The organism is Campylobacter sp., from assembly GCF_052169515.1.
Classification (GTDB): Bacteria; Campylobacterota; Campylobacteria; order Campylobacterales; family Campylobacteraceae; genus Campylobacter_A.
The window spans coordinates 34590-56595 of sequence record NZ_JBQNCH010000001.1; the positions used below are offsets into that span (position 1 = coordinate 34590).

General features: G+C 39.4%; 20 protein-coding genes and 1 pseudogene. 1 reads left to right on the forward strand and 20 read right to left on the reverse strand.

Annotated features, from left to right (window positions below):
* Nucleotides 1-2: 2 nt before the first annotated feature.
* The 9 genes and pseudogenes from sdhA to mltG all read right to left on the reverse strand — a co-directional run bounded on the left by sdhA (nucleotide 3) and on the right by mltG (nucleotide 9621).
* Nucleotides 3-1865: pseudogene (gene sdhA, locus ACTTKV_RS00115) on the reverse strand (8-methylmenaquinol:fumarate reductase flavoprotein subunit).
* 380 nt (nucleotides 1866-2245) lie between these two features.
* The gene (locus ACTTKV_RS00120; protein WP_442548660.1) at nucleotides 2246-2668 is read right to left on the reverse strand and encodes a heat-shock protein; all 423 of its coding nucleotides are present in this window, start codon (nucleotides 2666-2668) and stop codon (nucleotides 2246-2248) included.
* A 40-nt stretch (nucleotides 2669-2708) separates the two neighbouring features.
* Nucleotides 2709-3260: a 2-oxoacid:acceptor oxidoreductase family protein gene (locus ACTTKV_RS00125; protein WP_442548661.1), complete on the reverse strand. Its 552-nt coding sequence runs from the start codon at nucleotides 3258-3260 to the stop codon at nucleotides 2709-2711.
* Entirely contained in the window at nucleotides 3257-4102 is an 846-nt protein-coding gene (locus tag ACTTKV_RS00130; RefSeq protein WP_442548662.1) for a 2-oxoglutarate ferredoxin oxidoreductase subunit beta, read from the reverse strand. Before ACTTKV_RS00130 ends, ACTTKV_RS00125 begins: the two co-directional genes overlap by 4 nt.
* On the reverse strand, nucleotides 4092-5222 hold the full coding sequence (locus tag ACTTKV_RS00135; RefSeq protein ID WP_442548663.1) for a 2-oxoglutarate synthase subunit alpha: 1131 nt from the start codon (nucleotides 5220-5222) through the stop codon (nucleotides 4092-4094). Before ACTTKV_RS00135 ends, ACTTKV_RS00130 begins: the two co-directional genes overlap by 11 nt.
* Nucleotides 5219-5530, reverse strand: coding sequence for a 4Fe-4S binding protein (locus tag ACTTKV_RS00140; RefSeq protein WP_442548664.1), 312 nt, complete (start codon nucleotides 5528-5530; stop codon nucleotides 5219-5221). The genes ACTTKV_RS00135 and ACTTKV_RS00140 overlap by 4 nt, the downstream gene beginning before the upstream one ends.
* An 11-nt stretch (nucleotides 5531-5541) precedes the next feature.
* Complete coding sequence (locus ACTTKV_RS00145; protein ID WP_442548665.1) at nucleotides 5542-6435, reverse strand: lactate/malate family dehydrogenase; 894 nt, start codon at nucleotides 6433-6435, stop codon at nucleotides 5542-5544.
* A gap of 3 nt (nucleotides 6436-6438) precedes the next feature.
* Nucleotides 6439-8613: an NADP-dependent isocitrate dehydrogenase gene (locus ACTTKV_RS00150; protein ID WP_442548666.1), complete on the reverse strand. Its 2175-nt coding sequence runs from the start codon at nucleotides 8611-8613 to the stop codon at nucleotides 6439-6441.
* Between the two features lie 63 nt (nucleotides 8614-8676).
* Complete coding sequence (mltG, locus tag ACTTKV_RS00155; RefSeq protein WP_442548667.1) at nucleotides 8677-9621, reverse strand: endolytic transglycosylase MltG; 945 nt, start codon at nucleotides 9619-9621, stop codon at nucleotides 8677-8679.
* A 73-nt stretch (nucleotides 9622-9694) separates the two neighbouring features.
* Between mltG and ACTTKV_RS00160 the strand changes: the two genes are divergently transcribed.
* Nucleotides 9695-12160: a YhdP family protein gene (locus ACTTKV_RS00160; RefSeq protein WP_442548668.1), complete on the forward strand. Its 2466-nt coding sequence runs from the start codon at nucleotides 9695-9697 to the stop codon at nucleotides 12158-12160.
* A 123-nt stretch (nucleotides 12161-12283) separates the two neighbouring features.
* Here the strand turns inward: ACTTKV_RS00160 and hypA are convergent, their stop codons facing one another.
* From hypA to flgH, 11 genes are all read right to left on the reverse strand, one after another.
* Entirely contained in the window at nucleotides 12284-12625 is a 342-nt protein-coding gene (gene hypA, locus ACTTKV_RS00165) for a hydrogenase maturation nickel metallochaperone HypA (protein ID WP_442548669.1), read from the reverse strand.
* On the reverse strand, nucleotides 12625-13617 hold the full coding sequence (hypE, locus tag ACTTKV_RS00170) for a hydrogenase expression/formation protein HypE (protein ID WP_103640715.1): 993 nt from the start codon (nucleotides 13615-13617) through the stop codon (nucleotides 12625-12627). The genes hypA and hypE overlap by 1 nt, the downstream gene beginning before the upstream one ends.
* 8 nt (nucleotides 13618-13625) lie before the next feature.
* Nucleotides 13626-14714 (reverse strand): hydrogenase formation protein HypD, encoded by a 1089-nt coding sequence (gene hypD / locus ACTTKV_RS00175; RefSeq protein ID WP_442548670.1) that lies wholly within the window; start codon nucleotides 14712-14714, stop codon nucleotides 13626-13628.
* Nucleotides 14714-14953 (reverse strand): HypC/HybG/HupF family hydrogenase formation chaperone, encoded by a 240-nt coding sequence (locus tag ACTTKV_RS00180; RefSeq protein WP_442548671.1) that lies wholly within the window; start codon nucleotides 14951-14953, stop codon nucleotides 14714-14716. The genes hypD and ACTTKV_RS00180 overlap by 1 nt, the downstream gene beginning before the upstream one ends.
* Nucleotides 14953-15765 carry a hydrogenase nickel incorporation protein HypB gene (gene hypB / locus ACTTKV_RS00185; protein ID WP_442548672.1) on the reverse strand — a complete coding sequence of 271 codons (813 nt, stop codon included), beginning with the start codon at nucleotides 15763-15765 and terminating at the stop codon, nucleotides 14953-14955. The genes ACTTKV_RS00180 and hypB overlap by 1 nt, the downstream gene beginning before the upstream one ends.
* 169 nt (nucleotides 15766-15934) lie before the next feature.
* Nucleotides 15935-16543, reverse strand: coding sequence for a GDYXXLXY domain-containing protein (locus ACTTKV_RS00190; RefSeq protein WP_442548673.1), 609 nt, complete (start codon nucleotides 16541-16543; stop codon nucleotides 15935-15937).
* Entirely contained in the window at nucleotides 16540-17799 is a 1260-nt protein-coding gene (locus tag ACTTKV_RS00195) for a DUF2157 domain-containing protein (RefSeq protein ID WP_442548674.1), read from the reverse strand. Before ACTTKV_RS00195 ends, ACTTKV_RS00190 begins: the two co-directional genes overlap by 4 nt.
* A 397-nt stretch (nucleotides 17800-18196) precedes the next feature.
* Nucleotides 18197-18610 (reverse strand): nickel-responsive transcriptional regulator NikR, encoded by a 414-nt coding sequence (gene nikR, locus ACTTKV_RS00200; RefSeq protein WP_087584539.1) that lies wholly within the window; start codon nucleotides 18608-18610, stop codon nucleotides 18197-18199.
* A 54-nt stretch (nucleotides 18611-18664) separates the two neighbouring features.
* Nucleotides 18665-20881 (reverse strand): carbamoyltransferase HypF, encoded by a 2217-nt coding sequence (gene hypF, locus ACTTKV_RS00205; RefSeq protein ID WP_442548675.1) that lies wholly within the window; start codon nucleotides 20879-20881, stop codon nucleotides 18665-18667.
* Nucleotides 20865-21167, reverse strand: coding sequence for a Kae1-like domain-containing protein (locus ACTTKV_RS00210; protein WP_442548676.1), 303 nt, complete (start codon nucleotides 21165-21167; stop codon nucleotides 20865-20867). Before ACTTKV_RS00210 ends, hypF begins: the two co-directional genes overlap by 17 nt.
* A gap of 112 nt (nucleotides 21168-21279) precedes the next feature.
* The gene (gene flgH, locus ACTTKV_RS00215) at nucleotides 21280-21987 is read right to left on the reverse strand and encodes a flagellar basal body L-ring protein FlgH (RefSeq protein WP_442548677.1); all 708 of its coding nucleotides are present in this window, start codon (nucleotides 21985-21987) and stop codon (nucleotides 21280-21282) included.
* Nucleotides 21988-22006 lie beyond the last annotated feature (19 nt).

A 22006-nucleotide genomic window follows, 5' to 3' on the forward strand; every position in this document is an offset into this window, starting at 1 on the left:
CCTTACTCTGGCTTTTTGCCGTCAAGTGAAAATATGCCTGTCACAACATCTTTGTAACCAAGCTCCAACTTGCCGTCATTTAGTGTAACGATGCTGTGTTTTAAGAAATTTGCATCATCTCTTTTTGGATAGTCCTCTCTTGTATGAGCGCCGCGACTCTCTAGGCGTTTTTGCGCTGCAAGACATGCTGCACGAGAAAGAAGTATAAGGTTGCCAAGCTCGACATAGTCTGTAAAGGCGGTATTCATAACTGGATTATTATTTGGCACTTTTATGGTGTCGTATTTTGCTTGGATAGCTTCAAGGTTTTTAGAGAGCTGATCTAACTTGTCACCTGTTCTAAAAATTCCCATTAAATCCCAGTTGTTTTTACCAAGCTCCTCGCGAAGCGCGTACATGTCGTTTACACCGCCCTCGCCTGCTGCTATGGCTTTAAATTTATCCTGCCACATTTTAGCTAGCTCTGAAGTCTTTTTGCCACTTGCAAATTTAGCATCTTTTGCGTATGCGCCAGCACCTTTACCAGCCAGATCGCCGGTGACCACTGCGTCAGTTAGGCTGTTGCCGCCAAGGCGGTTTGCACCGTGGATAGATACGCATGAGGCCTCACCACCTACATAAATTCCAGGAATTTTTGTGCTCATATCATCAAATTTAGCCACTTCGACGCCGCCCATTGAGTAGTGAGCTGTCGGACGGATAGGCACTGGCTGCTCGACTAGGTCGATGTTTTGAAAGAGCATCGCTGTGTGGCGAATTTTTGGAAGCTTTTTCATGATATTTTCTTTACCAAGGTGGCGAACGTCGCAAAGCACGTAAGAGCTCATACCCTCACCAAAGCCCCTGCCCTCACGAATCTCTGTCTCGATCGCACGAGCGACGACGTCACGAGGGGCTAGCTCCATCTTTTCGTGATAGTTTTTCATAAAACGCTCACCCTTATTATTTAGCAAGTATCCGCCTTCACCGCGAGCCGCTTCTGTGATAAGTGTGCCGCCGTTTTGAACACCGGTTGGGTGAAACTGGATCACCTATGGGTCTTCAAAGCCAAGACCAGCACGAAGAGTTACTGCGATGCCGTCGCCTGTTGCTATAAATGGAACTGAAGTGCGGTTATAAAAAATTCTAGTATATCCGCCAGTTGCGATGACAAGTGACTTGCAAAGAACTGGGTAAATTTGACCATCTTGGATATTACGAAGTACGACACCTTCGACCTTGCCATCTTCAAGACCGATCTCAAGTAGCTCATGATCCATTAGAAATTTAACACCGGCTGTGATCGCGTCGTCCAAGCACGCATGCATCAAAACGTGGCCAGTTTTATCAGCTGCGTAGTTACAGCGCTTTTTGCTAGCGCCACCCATAAAGCGAAACGCAACATCGCCATTATCTTTACGAGATACGTCGCCATTATCTATGCGAGAAAAGAGCATGCCGTTGTGATCTAGTTCATGGATGACCGCGCCTGCTGCCTCGCAAAATTTAACTACTGCATCTTGGTCAGCAAGATAGGCCGCACCTTTTACAGTGTCGTAGGCGTGAAGCTTAAAGCTGTCTCCATTGCTAAAGTCGGTAACTCCGTTTATGCCACCCTCTGCCATACAGGTTTCGTTGCGAGATGGCATCATCTTTGTAGCAACTACGACTGTTAAATTTGGATTTTGTTTGCGAACAGCTGTCGCTGCACGAAGTCCTGCGCCGCCAGAGCCAATTATCAGCACATCAACAGATGGCAAGCCATTTTCATTACCTTTTGGCAACTCACCCGCAAAAACATTTGTAGCACCAGCAGTAGTAGCCAACGCACCTACGCTAATACAGGCACTTTGCAGAAATTCTCTTCTGGTAATTTTTTCACTCATTGATAACTTCCTATTTTGATAAATTTCTAGCGTATAAAAACGCACCGCAAGTTCATTTTCTTAATTTTTTTTAAAATAAGTAGATTAATTAAAAAATTAATGATATAACTTTACATCAAATTTATTTAAATTTTACATAAAATTTATTTCTAGATTTTAGATGTGAAATAAATTTGTTAAAAGCACTAGTAAATGGCTATTCTTGTAAGGTTTAATTATTTTATAAAATAAAATTTGTATTTTTTTATGTTAAAAAGATAAAAATAAATAAAAAGACCTATTTAGCGTATTTTTAATAAAAATATTAAATATTTATAAATAAAATAAACTAATATATAAAAATATGATAAAAATTGTTTTATTATCAAAAAGAGCTAAATTTATAGTTTTACGTAGTATATTGCACCGTGGTGTCTGACTGAAACAATCCAGTTTAATTTTAGATCAAATATCTCAACATCATCGAGTGACGGATACCAGATATCGCTAAAAAATTTAGATAGATCATCAAAATGCAAAATATCAATGCTCTCAAATTTATTAAAATTTATGCAAATTTCATTTGGTGTGGCGATGTCAAGATCGCTGAAAGCAGCAGTTAGGTCAAAATTTACTTCGTCCGCACTAAAGCCATCAAGCTTGCTAAATTTTTCCATTTTAAAAAACTGATCTATATCATCTAGGCTAAATTTATGAAGTAAATTCTCTTTTATCTTTAAGCACTCACTAGGCGACAAGCTCCTAATGATAGGTATCTCAAAGCCATGTTCTTTGCGGAAATTTTCTAGTTTTATCTGATCCATATTGTGAGGTTTTGGCTAAATTTAGAATTTAGCCAAGTTTTTATCTTAAAAGCTCTTTTGCGTATTTTAGGCCTAGCTCGTAAGCTTTTGCATTTGCTTCTTTGACCTTAGCTGGTACGCTTGCTAACATCTCTTCACGCACTAAATTTTCATCCATGCACCCACTCATCGCCACCGCCACGCCAAGAGCCACGACGCTTTGAGTGATGACATTACCAACCTCGTCTTTTGCGATAGAGATGATAGGAATTTCATAAATTTTCCAGCGCCCTTTATCTTCGTCGCTTACTTTTACCAAATTTGGCTCAACAACGATCGCACCGCCCTCTTTTACGCCGCTTTTAAAGGCATCGTAGCTTATCTGCGCAGTTGCTAGCATAAATTCTATCTCGCCCCCGTTTGCGTAAGGATATAAAATTTCTTTCTCATCAAGGATGATATCGACCTTCGTTGGACCGCCACGCACCTGAGATGTGTAGGTAGATGCCTTAACACCGTATCCGCCTGCTTTTATCTTGGCGGCTGAGAGGATCTCACCTGCTAGTATGACGCCCTGTCCGCCAACGCCGACAAATCTTAGTTGTGACTTCATACTAGCTCCTTAAAATCTATCGCCTCACCGCTCATAGCAGCCCTTCTTACCATGTCGTAAGCCTTGGTGTACTCTATCTTCTTTTCATCTTTATGCAGCACACCAAGTGGAAAAATGCCCTCTTTTTCTTCGTCGCTCAGCATGTCAAATTTGACCTTGCTCGTCGTGCGACCCTTTATCCACTCTAAATTTTTCACTGCTTCGCCCATTTTGTTCTTGCGGCCTAAATTTATATGGCAGTTTGAAAATACATCGAAAAAGCTGTATCCATCGTGGCTAAAGCCCTCCACAAAGAGCTTTGTGAGCTTCTCTGGCTCGATGACGCTTCCGCGTGCGACGAAGCTAGCACCTGCTGCGGTTGCGAGCTTACAGGCGTCAAAGCTAGGATCGATGTTGCCATACTGTGCTGTGACCGTCCACATGCCCTTTGGCGTGGTTGGGCTGGTTTGAGAGTTTGTTAGCGCGTAGATGAAGTTGTTTATAAGGATGTGATTAAGACCAATATTTCGGCGGCATCCATGTATTGTGTGGTTGCCTCCGATCGCTAGTCCGTCGCCGTCGCCAGTTACAACGATGACGTGTTTGTCTGGATTTGCCATTTTCACGCCAGTGGCGTAAGCTATGGCTCTGCCGTGCGTCGTGTGGATCGTATTGCAGTCGAGGTATCCGCTAAAGCGACCAGAGCAGCCGATGCCTGAGACCACGCAAACGTCGTTCATGTCCCAACCCATCGTGTCGATAGCGCGGATGAGAGCCTTTAGTATGACGCCGTCGCCACAACCCCAGCACCAAAGAGTAGGCATTTTATCTGTTCGTAAATATTTATCGTAATTAAAAGCCATAAATTTCTCCCATCTTCGCCTCGATCTCGCTTGGGCTTATCGGTCTGCCATTTGCTTTTAGTAGTTTAGCAAAGTCATCTCTTAAGATAATTTTTGAAATTTCGCCACTATATTGGCCTAAATTTAGCTCACAAACTAAAATTTTACTAAATTTGCCTGATATCTCTTTTAGCTTTTTAGCTGGAGCTGGGAAAAGTGTAAGTGGCTTAAATAGCCCTACTTTTAGCCCTTTTTCACGTAAATTTAAAATCGCTTGCTTAGCTGAAAGAGCGACACTTCCAAAGGCGATGATGCAAATATCAGCGTCATCAAGCATAAATTCTTCATATCTCTCGCACTCATCTACGTGTAAATTTACCTTATCAAATAGCCTATTTATCGAGTTTTCAACGATCTTGCCATCTTCAGTTGGAAAGCCAGTTGCTCCGTGATGAAGCCCAGTTATATGGTAGTGATAGCCTTTAAAGAAAGGATTTAGCGTGGCTGGCTCGTCGTGTGCGGCCTCATAAGGCTTATACTCTTTTGGCTCGCCGTTAAATTCTTTTCTTTTATAAATTTCTAGCTCGTTAATCTCAGGCAAACGCACCCTTGCTTGCATGTGCCCTATCGTCTCATCAAGTAGCAGCATGACTGGCGTCATAAACCTAGCTGCGAGATTAAAGGCACGCACGGTCTCTGTGTAACACTCCTCTAGGCTACTTGGCGCAAGGACGATCATATTTACATCGCCGTGAGTTGGGTTTTTAGCCTGCAGTATATCGCCTTGTGCGACCCTGGTTGGCAGACCAGTTGAAGGGCCGCCACGCATGACGTTTACGATGACAAGCGGTATCTCAGCGATAAAGCCAAGGCCTATTTGCTCAGCCTTTAGCGAAATTCCAGGTCCTGAGCTTGCTGTCATGGCTTTAGCGCCGCTTGCACAGGCACCAAGTGCTACTGAAATTCCAGCTATCTCATCTTCCATTTGTATAAATGTACCGCCATGTTTTGGCAAAAGCACGCTTAGTTCGTGGGCGATCTCGCTGCTTGGAGTGATCGGATATCCGCCAAAGAAGTTACAGCCGCACTCGACCGCAGCCCTTGCTACTAAGGCATTTCCTGTTGATACCAGCTCTCTCATGCACTCTCTCCAAGCTTTGCAAATTTATTTGCCTTTACAGCCACAGCTCGCTCTTTACTTTCAGGCGTTAGCTTTGCAAATTTAAAGCCTTTTTCTGCTACATAAATAGCAAAATCAGGACAATGAAGCTCGCAGTCACGACAGCCTATACAGGAGTCTGGATGGACGACCTCTATCATTTTGCCTAGCACAGCATTTGGCTCGAGTCTCATGCCTAGCACGCCTGCTGGGCAGTAGCTCACGCAGACATCGCAGGCCTTACACCTGCTTTCATCGACCCAAACAGGCACGTTTTCTTTTACTATCATCTATATTATTCCTAGTCTAAATTTTCTTTTAAAAATTTAATGTTTTTTCTAATATCAGCTTCACTTTTGTTTAGTTGTTCTTGCTCGCTGGTGCTTAAATTTAGCTCAAAAATTTCTTCTAAGCCCTCACGTCCAAGCCTTACTAACCTTCCGCAGCTTAGCTCATCATCAAGTATCACGCTAGCGCTTAGTATCTCGTCACTCTTGCCCATGATCGCCTCGCACATCTTTACAGCCGCTGCTGCTGGTGCGTAATATGCTGATGTGCCAAGAAGTTTAACAATCTTTGCTCCGCCAGTGCTGGTCTCTTTTTTAAGAGTTGCTAGCTCATTTTCGCTTAAATTTTCACTGATGTTGCTAGCTGATACTATCATCTCGTCATTGTGAGCGCCAACGATCTTTGTCTTTAGCTCTTTTGCGTCCTTGTCTTTTAAAATAGCTAGCTCATATCTGCATCTTGCACCATCAAGCTCACCAGCCATACCGATCACTTTGTTTTTGCTAAAGCCACTAAATTCATGAGCCGTCCATACCATCACATCAAGTGGATTTGTCACGACAATTATCACCGCATTTGGGGCAAATTTAGCGATATTTTGCGCTGTTTGTTTTACAACTACGGCATTTTTAAGAAGCAGATCCTCTCTAGTTTGACCATCTTTTCTAGGGCTTCCAGCAGTTACCACGACGATGTCGCTACCTTCTAGCAGAGCAAAATCATCTCCGCCACAAACGCTAATTTTTGCGTTAAAAACGCAGCTTGACTGCGATAGATCGATCGCCTTTGCACGTGCCACATCACCAAATATATCTACAAGTGCGATCTCATCGCAAACTTCCCTCATACAAAGCGCATATGCTATGCTAGCACCGACGTTTCCTGCTCCAACTACACTTATTTTCATGTTCTATCCTATTATTTGATTTAAAATTTTACTTGGTCTCATGACCTCGTTTGCCTTTGCTTCATTTGGCAGGTAGTATCCGCCAAATTCCACTCTAGCACCCTCTTTTTCTCTTATCTCTTTTAAAATTTCACTTTCACTTTTTTCTAGTTCATCCGCTAAATTTTCAAAAATTTTGCTCAAAATTCCATCATTTTTTGCCATCTCTATTGCCCAAAAAAGTGCCAAATAAAAGTGCGACTCTCTTGTATCAAGGGTAGCGTTTGGAGTTTTGTTTTCGTCTAGGTAGCTAGCAACTGCCCTATTTAGCGCATCACTTAGCTCTTTTGCCTCTTTTTTTTGCTTAGCAAATGCCAGATGCTCGAGTGAAGCACTAAGCGCTAAAAACTCACCGAGACTATCCCAAAGTAGGTGATTTCTCTCTTTTAGCTCTTTTACGAGCGTTGGAGCCGTTCCGCCAGCACCTGTTTCAAACATTGCCCCACCAGCAAGTAGTGGCACGACTGAGAGCATTTTTGAGCTGCCGCCTAGCTCAAAGATCGGAAAAAGATCGGTTAGATAATCTCTTAAAACGTTGCCAGTAACGCTTATTACGTTTTTGCCAGCTCTTATTGATTGAAGCGATCTTATCGTTGCTTGCTCGTAGTTTAAAATTTCAAATTTAACACCAGCCCTAGCAAATTTATTTCTAAATTTTTCAAATTTAGCTATCAAATTTCTATCGTGAGCACGGCTACTATCTAGCCAAAATATGAGCTCATCTTTTGATATCTCGCCTCTTTTTAAAGCAAGCTCAAACCACGCATTTATCGCATCGTCCTTTGCCTGCGTCATCCTAAAAATATCGCCACTTTTAACGCTAAATTTAAAGATACTCTCGCCAGCCTCATCAAAAACAACAAATTCTCCGTCTTCTTTTGCTATAAAAGTCTTGTCGTGACTGCCGTACTCCTCGGCCTTTTTAGCCATGAGCCCTACGTTTGATACGCTGCCTATGCTGCTTACATCAAGCGCGCCATGCTCTTTAAAGTCCGCCACGCAGGCCTCATAAACCCTAGCATACGTTCTATCTGGGATCATGCAAAGTGAGAAATTTAGCTCGCCGCTTCTATCTTTTACTTTGCCAGAGTTTCTAATGAGTGCTGGCACGGAGGCGTCGATGATGACATCATTTGGCACATCAAAGTTGCTGGCATTTTCATTTAACGCCCAAATTTTTGCTTTTTTATCTAAAATTTCATCAAATTTAGCCAAAATTTCATCTTTGTTTTTAAGCTGCGAAATTTTAGCGAACATATCTTTTAAACCGTTTTTAGTCTCCACACCGTGAGCCTTAAATTCATCACCAAATTTGGCAAAAACCTCTTTAAAATAGCTCTTTATCGCATGAGCAAAAATTACTGGATCGCTAACCTTCATCATCGTACATTTTAGGTGTAGACTTAAGGTCAAATTCTCTTTTTTTGCCTCTTCAAAACAGCTTTCATAAAATTTATCAAGCTCGTTTACGCTTAAATATGTAGCATCAACTATCTCGCCACTTTGTACAGCAAGCTCTTTTAAAAGCTCTTTTTTGCCATCCGTGCTCACAAAATTTATATAAAATTTCTCGTCTTTACTGGCGATGATTGAGCACTCGTTCTCATAAAAATCACCATTTTGCATGTAGCAAATTTTTGTCTTGTTTGCCTTGTCCCAGCTGCCATTGCTATGCGGATGCTTTTTGGCAAATTCTTTTACAGGCGGCAGGACTCTTCTATCTGAGTTACCTTGTCTTAGCACTGGATTTACCGCACTACCAAGCACTTTTGAGTATTTTTTGGCAACCTCTTCGTCGTAGTCTGTGATGATCTCATCTGGATAAAACGGTACATTTATCCCCTTGCTTCTAAGCTCCTCAATCGCAGCTTTTAGCTGAACGAGTGTGGCTGAGATGTTTGGTAGCTTTATGATATTTGCCTCTTTGTGACTGGTAAGCTCGCCTAAAAGCTCTAGCTCATCGGCCTTATTTAGTCCAAGCTCTTTACTAAAAATGGATAAAATTCGCCCAGCTAGGCTTATATCAGCTCTAGTTATACTAACTCCGGCACGAGATAAAAAGCTCTTTACAATAGGAAACAAGGAGTAGCTCGCAAACAGCGGAGCTTCATCGGTTTTAGTCCAAATTATATCACTCATTTTAGCCCTTTTATTTTTTAAGAATTTATCACTTTTTTTATTAAAACTTGTTGTATCTTAGCCCTATTTTGCGATATTTTGGTTGTGTTCGCTTAAGGTTTTTGAAAAAATGTGTTTTTTTGCCTTTTTATCAAGCACAAAATATAAATAATCGCTCTTTGCTGGATTTATTGCTGCTTTGATCGCACTTATGGACACTGTACAAATAGGACTTGGCGGAATGCCGTTATTAAAATAGGTATTAAACTCGCTCATATCGCTTCTTATGCGTTCAGCCGTGATCACATCGTGCGAGTAGATGCCGTAGTTTAGTGTGCCATCCATTTGCAACCTCATGCCTTTATCAAGGCGGTTGTAGATGACGGAAGCCACAAGAGGCATCTCAGCGTCATTTGCCGCTTCTTTTTGGATAATCGATGCAATCGTTAAAATTTTGAACCATTTTTTCTCGTTGTATTCACCAAAAATTTTTCTACTTATCTCATTTTGAGCCTTTTTTGATGAGTTAACAAGATAAAAAGCAAGGTGCCTTTCACTAATACCTATTGGGATTTTATATGTATTTGGCATCAAAAAGCCATCGCTCACCGGAGCAAGAGCGTTATATTCGCCATTTAACTTAACAGGATCAAGTCCTAGCTGAGCAGAAATTTGATTTAAAAAGACAACCGTTGTCTCTCCAGGTATGAGAGTTATCTCGGTTAGAGCAGCTTTTGACTTTGCGAGCCGTTTTAAAAAATCAATCCTTGAAATTTTATCTTTTCCGATCTCTATCCAGCCAGATTGTGGAGAGCCGATAAAGTGCATGGCGTACTTGTCGATCACACTTAAGTTAAAGTTGCGATTAGCTAAATAGGTTATAATTTCGCCCACACTCCCCTTTGGTATAAAAACGACCTTACTTGTATTTATAGGGCGTGCCAAATAGATAAAAACACTTAGGACGATGATGAGTACAATATCAAAAAAAATATCCAGATATGGTTTTTTTATAAAATTTTTTATCATCTTGATTCTTTCGCTTGCTTTGCTTTTAAAATACGGCATAAAAATTAACGATTTCGAATTTTACGGCGTAAAATTGGAGCAATTATATATAAAGTTAGATAAAAAAATAATTGTAAGAGCAAAGCAGATAAGACTCCCAAAATTTAAAAAAGAAAGTGAACAAAAAAGTAGCGATGAACGTCTTTTAAACCTTAGCAAAAGCGTAGATTTTATAGATACAATTTTTCAAGAAATATCACTTGAAAATGTAGAAATAGGAGATAATTTCAAACTAAAAATTCTATTTTTAGATGATATTTTTTTCGTAGATAGCCCTTATCTAAATGTAGACATCAAATTCCAAAACGAACAACAAAATGGCGTAGATCTCTTTAGTGTTAGAAATTTAAGTTTTAAGGATTTTAATATAAGCATTAGTGGAGAAGGGAGTGCAAATTTTGATAAAAATGACTATAAATTTGATGGAAATTTCACATCTCATGAGCTAAATGGCAAGCTTAATTTTGCTCTAAAAGATACATTTTTAACCTATAAAGCTTACGACGTAAATGCTGGTAGTATTAAGGATTTCATCGATGAACTTGATAAACGTATAGAGCTAAACAGCGAGGTAAAAAGCTGGATATATGGCTATATCGTAGCAAACGACTACCATCTAAATGAGATAAACGGTAAGGCTAATCTAGCTAAAAATGACTTTTATCTAAATGATCTAAATGCCACTGCAAATGCCAAAAATTTACTCGTTAAATTTGAAAAAGGTCTGCCGGCAGTAAACGTGAGCGAAGCAAATATTACGCTTAAAAACTCAAAGCTTAAATTTGATCTTACAGCACCCATTTACAAAGGCAAAAAGCTTGATGGCTCAAATGTTACGATAAATAATATATTTGATGAAAAAAGTGCAAACTTAGAGCTATTTATAAAGACAAAATCGATCTATGATGAGGCGATAAATGACATTTTAAAAGCTTACAAAATCATCGTACCAGTTAGACAGCTAAGCGGAAAAATGGATGCTAACTTAAAAATTTTAATCAAACTTGATGAAAAAAGCCTTGAAAATTTTGATGAAAAAAGCGTCATCGCAAATGGAGAGTTTAAAATCAGCGATGCAGTCCTAGAAATAGCCGGAAGTAAATTTAATACCAAAAACGCTCTCGTAAAGCTCATAGATACAACAAATTTAAATATCGATGCTACTGGCTTTGGGCTTGACTTTTTTAAGGCAAATGCCAAAGCGAATATAGATTTACAAAAAAGTACTGGCGAGATAAAAGGCACAATAGAAAGCTTTGATCTAAAAGAAAAAAATGATGAAATTTTAGCCTTTAAAAATGAGCCATTTACTGTTTTTTTAGACTTTAGCAAGGATGATAAGACTTTACTTAAGATAGAACCATTTGGGCTTGATATGAGCTTTGGAGATGAGAATGTTATCTCAACAAAAAATAGCGAATTTGTTTTACAAAACTCGCCAGTTTTAAAGCAAAACGGCGTGCTTGACTTTGATGAAATTAGTATCAAAAGTAATGATTTTGTAGATCTTGACATTTTGGCCAAAGAAGTAAAATTTGATATGCCGTTTTTAGATAAAAATGGCTCAAATTATGAAAATGATGATCTTAAAATTTTAGTCTCAAAAGCTGGTGTAAAAGTAGATAGTGCGAGTAAAAAGCTAAGCCTAGACATAAAAGAAAAAGCCATAAATGTAAAAACTCAAGATCTAGATTTGCTAGTACTTGACGGTAACGAAACCAGCGAGCAAAACACACCGCTTGAGCTCTTGGCAAAAAACGGCGATATTATTTTAAAAGATTTAAACAAAACCCTACCATTTACTAGTTTTAGTGCCGAGAAAAAGGGCAAAAGCATCTCACTAAATGGCCTAGCTCAGCAAGGCAGACTTGGCTATTTTAACGATGAAAAGAGTATAAACTTAGACGCAACCGACATAAGCGGCGAATTTATCAACGACCTTTTTGGTATCAAGAGCTTTGAGGGCGGTAAATTTCGCTTAAAACTACTCGGCGAAAATGCAAAAGACTTTAAAGCTGAAGTGAGGTTTTTTGGTACATACCTAAAAGACTACATTTTTTATCAAAGACTACTTAGCTTTCTAAACTCGGTACCATCGCTTCTTAGCTTTAAAACTCCTGATTTTAACGACAAAGGCTTTACGGTCAAAAACGGTAAAATTTTACTCACTAGAAGGGGCGATGTGATTGAATTTTTGGCGATAGAGATGATAGGAACAAGTGCCGACATAGGCGGACGAGGCACGATAGATCTAAAGAGTAAAAAGATAAATATCGATCTTGAGCTAAAGCTATTAAAAGATGCCAGCAGTATCATTGACAAGATACCGCTTGTTAATCAAATAATTCTAGGCAAGGATCGCTCGCTCTCAACCATCATCGCTATACGCGGTACAACTGAAAAGCCAGAGTACTCGACACAAATTCTGCAAGACGCCCTGCTCTCACCACTAAAGATAATAAGAAACGTCCTACAAGCTCCGTTTTTGATATTTGAATAAAAAGTGCTTTTAGTGTGATTGCAAATGTAAAAATTTTAAATAATCAAACCAAGTTTTGATACTATTTCTTCCTGGCAAAAATTTAATAGACTATATTTGTATTTAAGTATTAGAGTTTAAATTTTACTTCATTTCAAGACGCATGAGATACATGTCCTCGCCGTCAGTCACCTTTAAATTTTGGCTCTTGCACTTTGGACAAGTAAAGTCATTTTCGCTAAGTTCCCCACCAAATCCGCAATCCAAGCACTCAATAACCACGGCTTGTAAATTTATCACAAGTTCGGCGTTTTCGCAGATCGTACCAGCCTTATAAACATCAAAGGCACTCTGCAAATAATGAGGCTCCACTCCGCTTAAACGGCCAACCTTTATCTCGATCCGGCTAACCTCTTTGGCGTTTTCTTTGGCGGCATTTTTTTTGCAAAGGCTAACTAAATTTTGAACGATACTAAGCTCGTGCATTAGCAGATCCTTGGCAGTAGCTCGCCCTTTGGCGGCTCGAGAAATCTTCTTGATTTATAGGCGTTTTCGATGATGACACGCTCGTTTTTAACATCCATTACCTCGCCTATTATCATCGCATTTTTATCAAATTCTCTTAAAATTTTAAGCGCATCCTCGGCCTCGCTCTCATCAACAGCCATCACAAAAGTGCCCTCATTTGCAAGCTCATAAGGCTCAAAACCAAACAGCTCACAAACGCCCATCACTTCGTTTGCGACCTTGATATTTTCTTCAAAAACCAAGATGTCAAATTTGCTAAATTTAGCCCACTCATTTAGCACCGCACTTAGTCCGCCCCTTGTCGCATCACGCATGCACTGCGGTTTTATACCAGCACTAAATAGCCTTAAAGCAACCTCTTTTAGGCTCTTGCAGTCACTTTTTAGATCAAGTCCGAGCTCAAATTCCTCTCTTGCTGCAAGCACCACGCCGCCGTGTCTGCCAACATCTCCAGAGATTAAAATTTTAGCCCCTGCTTTTAAATTTTTAAGCTCCACGCCTTCACAAACTATCTCGCCGATACCAGATGTATTTATAAAAATTTTGTCGCATTTGCCCTTTGGCACAACCTTCGTATCACCACAAACTACGCTTACGCCACTTTCTTTACAAGTTTTTGCAAGCGAGCTTAGCACACACTCAAGCTCTTCTATGCTAAGCCCCTCTTCGATTATGAGCGAACAGCTTAGGTATTTAGCGCTTGCACCAACCATCGCAAGGTCGTTTATCGTGCCACAAGCTGCGATCTTGCCGATGTCACCGCCATTAAAAAAAATGGGAGTTACCACGAAGCTATCAGAGCTAAAAGCGATCTTGCCGCCCAAATTTAATATCGCCGAGTCGTTGCTCTGCCTTAAAATTTCATTATCAAAAATTTTAAATATCGTCTCGTTTATAAGCGAGTTCATTTCCTCGCCGCCTCCGCCGTGGCTTAGCATTATCTTTTTCATTAAATTCCTTAACCAACTCTTGCGTATTTAAAATATGCCGCACAAGCGCCCTCGCTTGAGACCATGCACGATCCTAGCGGGTTTTGCGGGTTGCAAACCTTGCCAAAGACTTTGCACTCTGTCGGCTTTGCTAGCCCTCTTAAAATTTGCCCACAAATGCAAGCCTTGCTCTCGCCGGCACTCTCTACGCTGCAGTCAAACTGCACTCTGGCGTCAAGGTGGGCAAACTCGTCTTTTAGCTTCATGCCGCTTTGTGCTATCTCGCCAAGCCCCCTCCAGACAAAATCACACGGCTCAAAGTACTTAGCTATGAGTTCTTTTGCCTTGACGTTTCCCTCTTCTTTAACCGCCCTTGCGTACTCGTTATAGACTTCATATGTGCCTGCGTTTTGCTGACGGACTAAATTTAAGACACTTGCCATTATGTCAAGCGGCTCAAAACCACTAATGGCAATCGGTCTTTTAAACTCATCTGCTAGCTCTTTGTAAATCTTACTACCAGTAATGACACTCACGTGACTTGGGCCTAAAAATGCGTCTATCTTCACGTTTTCATCGCTCATTATAGCTCTAACTGGCGCTGGGACGGTTACATGATTTATGTGAAAGTATAAATTTTTAATACCCTGCTGAAGCACTTTTTCAACCAAATTTGCGCTCATCGGAGTCGTCGTCTCAAAGCCAATGGCAAAAAATATGACCTTTTTGTCTGGATGTTGTTTAGCGATATTTAGCGCATCAAGTGGCGTATAAAGCGCTCTTATGTCGTGGCCTTCGCCGCGAAGCTTTTGCAAGCTTGTCTTTGAGCCAGGCACTCTTAGCATGTCGGCTAACGTGCAAAAGATCACTCCTGGCATGCTAGCGAGCTTACAGGCCTCGTCTATGCGGCTCTTTGGCATCACGCAGACCGGACAGCCTGGTCCGTGGACGAAATTTATATGCTCTCCAACCAAGCTTGGCAGTGCAAATTTCATAATGCTATGCGTGTGGCCGCCGCAAATTTCCATGATATTTAGGGTTTTTGTGCTCTCTTTTTGTATAAGTTTTGAAAGGGCTAAAATCAGATCCTTATCGCGAAAATCATTTATAAGATCCATCAAATTTTCCCATCGCTCATATCATCAGCGATCTGCCGATAGACTTCAAGACTTTCAAGTGCAAAATTTGTATCAATCTTTTGCATTGCGTATCCAACGTGAATTAGCACGTATTCGCCAACTTTTACCTCTTCAGATATAAGATCAAGGCTTACTTTTCTAGTAACTCCTAGAGTCTCTACCGTAGCGACATTGTTATCATCTATTTCTACTACTTTTGAAGGGATCGAAAGACACATTATCTTAGCTCTTTTTTAAATTCCAAATAGCTTATCCATTTATCGATACCTTCACCAGTTTTACTATCTACCACAAAGATATCAACCTTTGGATTTAACTTCCTAGCGTCATTTTTAACCCGCTCGATATCAAAGTCAAAGTGTGGTGCGAGCGAAGCTTTTGTAATGAGAAGCACGTCAGCAGCCCTAAACATCACTGGATATTTGCTCACCTTATCATCGCCCTCTGGCACTGAAAGAAGCACAGCGTTAAAGTGCGAGCCCACATCGTAGCTAGCAGGGCAGACTAAATTTCCAACATTTTCTATAAAGACTAGGTCAAGCTCATTTAGTGGCAAGTGATGAAGGCCTTCGTGCACCATAAAAGCATCCAAGTGACAGGTCTGACCTGTGCTTATCTGATGAGCTTTTGCGCCAGCCTTTACTATACGGTCGGCGTCTTGATTTGTCTCCAAATCGCCCTCAACAACGCCTATTTTAAACTTACCAGCCTTTATCGTAGCCTCGAGAAGCGTGGTCTTGCCAGCACCTGGGCTACTCATTAAATTTACACAAAGTATCTTTTTTTCATCAAGATGAGCTCTGTTGTGAGCAGCTTCTTTATCATTTTCAGAGAGAATTTTCTCTATCACGTCTATAGTTTTACTCTCATTTAGCACTGGATGTGCGTGAGCATCGTGACTGTGCTCGTGTGCGTCGTGTGCGTGATCGATATGACCATCGTGAGTGTGAAAATGTGAGTGGGTGGTGCCATCTACATGAGTGTGGGCATGAGCGTGATTACCCATTGAGCAACCGCAATCTTTGCACATTTTTTTATCCTTTTTTATTAATTTATGGAGATTTTAACTCTTAAATTTAAAAATAAAATTAAATTTTTGGGAGTTTTTACAAATAGATCAAAATTAATTAACTTATTTAAATTTTCATTTAAATTTAAAATATAAGCGATTTTTTACAAATGTTTTGACTAAATTTACCCTACTCTTTTTGTCTAATATCTTCATCCAGCTTGTCAAAATTTTCATCACCAAATAATTTTTTACTATTCTTTCCAGCACTCTTTTGAATTATTAGATCCTTTAATCTAGCCTTGCCACTATCCATCACCATCAAAACAGCATATGCATTAACATCTTCTTCTCTCATTTCATTTTCAGTATTAGCCGCACTATCAGGCGACATATAAAACTGCTCTATGCCGTATTTTACGAGTGAGTAGCCGTCATATCTACCAGCTAAAAACACTCCATTGTCTGGCTTGCTTATACTAAATTTAGCAAAGCTGTAAGTGCCATTAACATCTGGCTTTAAAACAGCATAAACTCTAGCCCCATCTCTTACTCTCTCATCGTATTGGTCGATATAGCGGTTATTTTCATCATTTTCATCAAAATTTCTTGAATGGAAATTTGAAAATTCATAGTTTAAATCAACATAATTTCCGCGAAAAAGATCTCTTGGATCATAAAGATTGACCCTTACTCTTACCTCTTGCCCAAAATAAAGTGGCATAAGTGCGTAGCCAAGCATAATACCAATAAGCAAAATTTGAAAAACCACAGCTACTATTAATACTTTTATCTTCATTTTTTACGTCCTTTTCTAGCCACAACTAGCACTATGAAAGCAAACACCATAAATAGTGCCGTAGCGCCGATATAATCACCTATTAGCTGGAAGTATCTTACAGCTGTAACCAAAAATATCATACAAAGACCAAGTTTTAACTCACCCTTTTTGATAAGAACCGCAGCTGTTATGATATTTGCGAGCGAAAAAAATATATTTGCATAACCAGGACCGTAGCTAAAGACAAATGGCAACGACACGAGCAGTGCCCCAAGCAGCAAACCACTCTTGTTTTTTTCTTTAAAAAATAGTGCAAAATAAGCAACACTAAATAGTATAAAAACAAAGCCAAAGTTGCTTTTAAAAAACGACTTCACAAACCAAAGCTCTTCATCTCCAACCTCAAATAAATTTCTTTCTTCAAATAAAAGCAGACAAAGCAACAACACAAAAACGCCAAAATTTTTACCAAATTCTTTTGCAAATGTGCCAAGCCCTGCTCTAAATTTATCTAGTAGAGGCGAAATACTAATAAGTAAAAGTGCATAAGATAGCGATACGATCGCAACCATAGGAAGTCCAAACAAAAATCCATAATCAAATATCGCTCTAAGACCACTAATGTAGCCGCAAAATGAAATGATGTATATAAAGATATCTATAAAAAGCACAAAAGCAAGCCATTTTGAGTCGTCTTTGTAAAGCGTATATGCACCAAGTACTATAAAAATGATAAAGCCAAAACCAAAATCGCCCTGATAGCCTCTCATAAAAAACCAAACCGTTGCAAAGATAAGGCTTTGGGCTACCAACACACCTTTTTTACTAGCAAAAGAAACCGCAAACGCTCCGATACTCCAAAGCAAGATACCGCCGCTTGGCTCATCACTAATGTGATAAATTTGGGCAATAAGTGCAATCGCCGCACCAAAGCAGAAATTTCCAAGAAAAAACATCGCCGTTGATAGATTTTCCTTTCCCTTTGCGAGATAGTAAATTCCACCAAAATTTACAAGCCCAAGTACAAACAACACAAGCGCCAAACGTCCTAGTCTTGGTATCTCTTCCCAGTTTGCACCAACGAGAGTAAAAAATGCCAGTGCAAAAAAGAGATATGCTACGAGTTTTAGGACAAAACTTATCTTGTCACTATGAGCGTTAGTGTCGATGTCGTATAAATTTGCTATTTTTATAGCGGTCTCTTTATCGACTATACCGTCACTTTGCCACCGATCCAGCTCTTTTGCTAGAAAAATTTTATTTAAAAAGTTCAACAACAACTCCTTTGCAAGCTCATTAAAACATAAGAAGCCTCTTAGCCAGCGTAAAATGTAGTAATAAGGATCAAATTTTTGTTGTTATTATATAAAAATATAGTGTAAATGATAAGAAGAGATATTTGGATGAGTTCAAAAAATTTTTAGAAATTTGAATTTTAGTCAAAGCCCAATAAAAAGAGTAAATGACCATCAAATTATCATTTATTCAAATGATATGGAGTTTGCACGAGCAAATCGGCAAAACTCAATATCGATTTACAAAAACTACAAAAACCGCTTAAAACTATTTTGAAAGACAAATGCAATAAACAACGCAGCTATAAGAAACCAGCTGCTTGCTATACTTGTTAAAAACTCCTAAATTTCCTACCACCACAAAGACTTTTACATCCTAAAATTTAGGAACAGCAGCCTTTGTAAGTTTAGAAAATTTAACACCTTTTAAACCAGCGATTCTCTCAGAAAAGCGTTCTATTTTGGCCGCCTCACCTCTTATAGAGATCGTTTCTAAGCAGTTATGATGATCGACATGTACGTGATTTGTACAGATGATTTTCACGTCAGAGTCATGCTCGATATCCATTTTTTTATTTACCAAATCGTTGTGATGATGCACATAAATTAGTGTCAAAACACCGATCAACTCTTCATTAGCGTCCTTCCAGCTATCATTTACGATCTTTTCACGGATCAGATCCCTCGTAAATTCGCTCCTAGAAGCGTAGCCTTGTTCGCTAACTTTCCTATCTAGTTCGTCTAGTAACTGACTAGGTAAAGAAACACTAAAACGTATAACACTATCCATTTTTTGCTCCTTTCTCGTTTGATTACCGTTTACAATCATTATACATCAGTTCTTTTAAAATGTAGATAAATAATAATAAATTTGCCCTAAATTTACGTTAGAATCGTTGCTACATAATTTTTTATTGATATGAAATTTCAAATTTACTTTAGTAAATTTTTTGTAAATAATGTCAAGTAAAGTCTTATTTTGAAAAACTCCACCACTTAATAAAACCTCCTTTTTCTCATTTTTAGAAATTTCAAAAATAATATCAGCTATACCATTTATAAATGCCGTTGCAGCCACCGTTGGCTCATCTTTTAAAGCATTTTTAAAAGCCTCTTTAAAGCAGATCACTCCAGCATTTAAACTAAATTTATAACACACATCTAAATTTTTATCATAAAGCGCTTCAAGCCTCATACCACTCTCACCCTCAAAACTAGAGTGAAAAAGCCCACAAATAATCGCCCCAAATGCGTCAAATATCCTACCAACCGAGCTAGTGCGGACTAAATTTAGCCCCTTTTGCTCCATTTTTTTAAAATTATGAAGTATTTTTTCATCAAAATTTACTAAAAATTTACGCCCTTCTTCCTCAAGTGAGTACTTCAAAATAATAGAATAAGCGATTAAATAGATATTTTTGATGCTATTTTCGCCACCAAATAAGCTAAATTCATCAAAATGATAAACTCTATTAAAGTCCTTTTTATCTAGCCTAAAAACCTCTCCACCCCAAATTTTGCCATCCTCTCCATATCCGGTTCCATCAAAGCAAAACCCGAGATACTCTTTATTTGTAAGCTCGTTTTCAAACATTACACTTAGTAGATGCGCGTAGTGGTGCTGCAGATGAACTAGCTCAAAACCCTGTTCTTTTGCCCATTTTGTATTTAAAAAATTTGGATGCAGATCGGCTATGACCTTGTCAATTTTTAGATCATAAGTCTTTTCAAAAAGTCTAAAAATGTCTTTAAACCTATCAAAAGTTGCCACATTTTTTAGATCTCCTATATATGGGCTAACCATCAAAAGGCCGTCTTTGTAGATACAAAATGAGCTTTTTAGCTCCGCCCCAAGAGCCAAAAATGTCCCTTTTTGCTTAAAATTTGTATGAATAAAATTTGGATTTAAGCCACGGCTTGTTCTTGTAAAAATAACTTCATCACCAACGCAAAATGCGATACTATCGTCACTTGGTGAGTAAATTTCTCGGTCGTTATCAAGGTAAAAGTCTATGACGTCGCCTAGCTTTTTTCTTAGCTCGCTCTCGTTCTTTATGACAACTTCACCTGATATGTTTGCGCTAGTTGCGATGATGTCGTGCAAAAGATAGTCAAAAAGCAAAAGATGTATGCCACTAAATGCGAGCATGACGCCAAGCTTGTTTAAATTTGGAGCTACGCTTTTTGCGATGTCTGAGCCACTTTTTGCCTCGAGCAAGACGATTGGCTTTAAATTTGAGGTAAGAAGCTTAGCCTCTACCTCTGAAATTTTTGCTATTTTTCTAGCATTTTCTAAATTTTTACTCATTAGAGCAAAGGGCTTGCTTGGGCGGTGTTTTCTAGCTCTTAGCTCGCTAACTGCGGCTTCATTTGTCGCGTCACAAACAAGATGAAAACCACCAAGCCCTTTAATGGCTAAAATTTTACCCTTGTTTATGAGTTTAGCCGCCTCTTTGGCCGCTTCGTTCCCACTAGCCAAGACTTTACCAAATTTATCTTTCAAATATAGCTTTGGCCCGCAGTTTGGGCAAGAGATAGGCTCTGCGTGGTAGCGGCGATCGAGCGGATCTTTGTACTCTTTGGCGCAAAGCTCGCACATTTTAAACTCGTTCATCGTCGTATTTGCCCTGTCATAGGGCAATGCTTTGATAATGGAAAATCTCGGCCCGCAATTGGTGCAGTTTATAAATGGGTACTTGTAGCGTGGGTTTGTGGGGTCATAAAACTCGCGCAGGCAGTCATCACAAAGTGCGTAATCAGGCAAAATGGGCGCTTGTTTGGTGGCTCTCTTTGAGGCGATGATCTCAAGCTTTTCATAAATTTGATCTATCTTAAATTTATGCAGCTCATCGATCCTAGCAAGGGCTGGTAGCTTCTCATAGAGCTCCTTTTCAAAAGCCAAAAAACTAGCCTCTTCTCCGCTAAAATTTAGCTTTACGCCCTCGTCGTCGTTGTAAATTTCGCCAACAATGGCAAGTTTATCCGCCAAAGTATAGACAAAAGGTCTAAAGCCAACGCCTTGAACTAAGCCTTTGATCTCATATCTAAAGCTTGATCTCAATGCCAAATCCTGGGTCAAAATTTGTTTTTATATTTGGGTTTAGGTGCTTTTTTATCAAGTTACTAACTACCTTATTATAAAATAAATCCCCGCTTAAAGTAACATTTTTAATGTTAAATTTATCTCGTTTTTCATAGATAAAATTGCTCAAAAAGTGCGCCAAAGACTCGGTGCAACCAAAGCTAACATTCTTCTTTTTAGCGCCAGCAAGGATAAACGAAATAATACTTTTTACAAACTTAACCCCGTCTAAACCAAAGTCATCTTTCATCTTATAGTTGGTCATAATACCCTTCTTACAGATAAAATTGCTAGCCATAATACATAGGCATTTATTGAAAAATTTTGATAAATTTTAAAAGCCTAAAAGAAGTTAAATTTAGGCTTTTAAATTTGCATTAAAATGGCCAGATAGCCTCCATGAGCCTTGTACCCCAAGGCTTTTTGGTAGATTTGTCTAGCTCGCCCTCGGTTTTGTATAAAATTTTGGCGTCAGCTATGTATTTTGAGTCAATTTCGTTGTTTTGTGAGATGTCGTAAGGCCTAATGACTCCGCTTACTTGCATGATCTGCTTTTCGCCGTTTATAAGTAGCTCGCGGCTACCCTCGATAAAGTAATTGCCGTTATTTAGTATTTTTATGATCCTAGCTGAGATAGTTGCAGTAAATTTCTCGCTCCTATTGCTCGTGCCACTACCTGTAAATTTATTGCCACCACCTGCTTTAAAGCCGATGTCGCCATATTTGTTTAAATTTTCAGCCACAGTTGAAAGCGGTGACGCTCCAGCCGTAAATACACCTCCGCCAAGCGAGACAGTGCTATCTTTGTTGGTGCTTTTGCTTCCACTTGAAATTTGGCTTGCGTTTTCTGAGATGATGATCGTCACGATGTCATTTACGTTCATCGCTTTTCTATCTGAAAATAGAGGATTGTCACCCTTGCCAAAAAGGCTACCAGCGTTACTTTGACCACTGCCGTTATCTTTTGCTGGAAGTTGTTCGACGTAGACAGGGGGTTTCATGTTGATGTGAGGGTCAGCACTTGGTGTGCAACCTGTGTAAAAAATGCCCGCGGATAAGACGAGCCAAATCATTTTATAATTCATAAAAATGCCTTAGAATAAG

Excerpts from the sequence above, each read along its gene's own strand:
- ACTTKV_RS00120 (WP_442548660.1), bottom strand. The coding sequence starts at position 2,668 with ATGGATCAGATAAAACTAGAAAATTTCCGCAAAGAACATGGCTTTGAG.
- ACTTKV_RS00125 (WP_442548661.1), bottom strand. The coding sequence starts at position 3,260 with ATGAAGTCACAACTAAGATTTGTCGGCGTTGGCGGACAGGGCGTCATA.
- ACTTKV_RS00130 (WP_442548662.1), bottom strand. The coding sequence starts at position 4,102 with ATGGCTTTTAATTACGATAAATATTTACGAACAGATAAAATGCCTACT.
- ACTTKV_RS00135 (WP_442548663.1), bottom strand. The coding sequence starts at position 5,222 with ATGAGAGAGCTGGTATCAACAGGAAATGCCTTAGTAGCAAGGGCTGCG.
- ACTTKV_RS00140 (WP_442548664.1), bottom strand. The coding sequence starts at position 5,530 with ATGATAGTAAAAGAAAACGTGCCTGTTTGGGTCGATGAAAGCAGGTGT.
- ACTTKV_RS00145 (WP_442548665.1), bottom strand. The coding sequence starts at position 6,435 with ATGAAAATAAGTGTAGTTGGAGCAGGAAACGTCGGTGCTAGCATAGCA.
- ACTTKV_RS00150 (WP_442548666.1), bottom strand. The coding sequence starts at position 8,613 with ATGAGTGATATAATTTGGACTAAAACCGATGAAGCTCCGCTGTTTGCG.
- mltG (WP_442548667.1), bottom strand. The coding sequence starts at position 9,621 with ATGATAAAAAATTTTATAAAAAAACCATATCTGGATATTTTTTTTGAT.
- hypA (WP_442548669.1), bottom strand. The coding sequence starts at position 12,625 with ATGCACGAGCTTAGTATCGTTCAAAATTTAGTTAGCCTTTGCAAAAAA.
- hypE (WP_103640715.1), bottom strand. The coding sequence starts at position 13,617 with ATGAAAAAGATAATGCTAAGCCACGGCGGAGGCGGCGAGGAAATGAAC.
- hypD (WP_442548670.1), bottom strand. The coding sequence starts at position 14,714 with ATGGATCTTATAAATGATTTTCGCGATAAGGATCTGATTTTAGCCCTT.
- ACTTKV_RS00180 (WP_442548671.1), bottom strand. The coding sequence starts at position 14,953 with ATGTGTCTTTCGATCCCTTCAAAAGTAGTAGAAATAGATGATAACAAT.
- hypB (WP_442548672.1), bottom strand. The coding sequence starts at position 15,765 with ATGTGCAAAGATTGCGGTTGCTCAATGGGTAATCACGCTCATGCCCAC.
- ACTTKV_RS00190 (WP_442548673.1), bottom strand. The coding sequence starts at position 16,543 with ATGAAGATAAAAGTATTAATAGTAGCTGTGGTTTTTCAAATTTTGCTT.
- nikR (WP_087584539.1), bottom strand. The coding sequence starts at position 18,610 with ATGGATAGTGTTATACGTTTTAGTGTTTCTTTACCTAGTCAGTTACTA.
- ACTTKV_RS00210 (WP_442548676.1), bottom strand. The coding sequence starts at position 21,167 with ATGACCAACTATAAGATGAAAGATGACTTTGGTTTAGACGGGGTTAAG.
- flgH (WP_442548677.1), bottom strand. The coding sequence starts at position 21,987 with ATGAATTATAAAATGATTTGGCTCGTCTTATCCGCGGGCATTTTTTAC.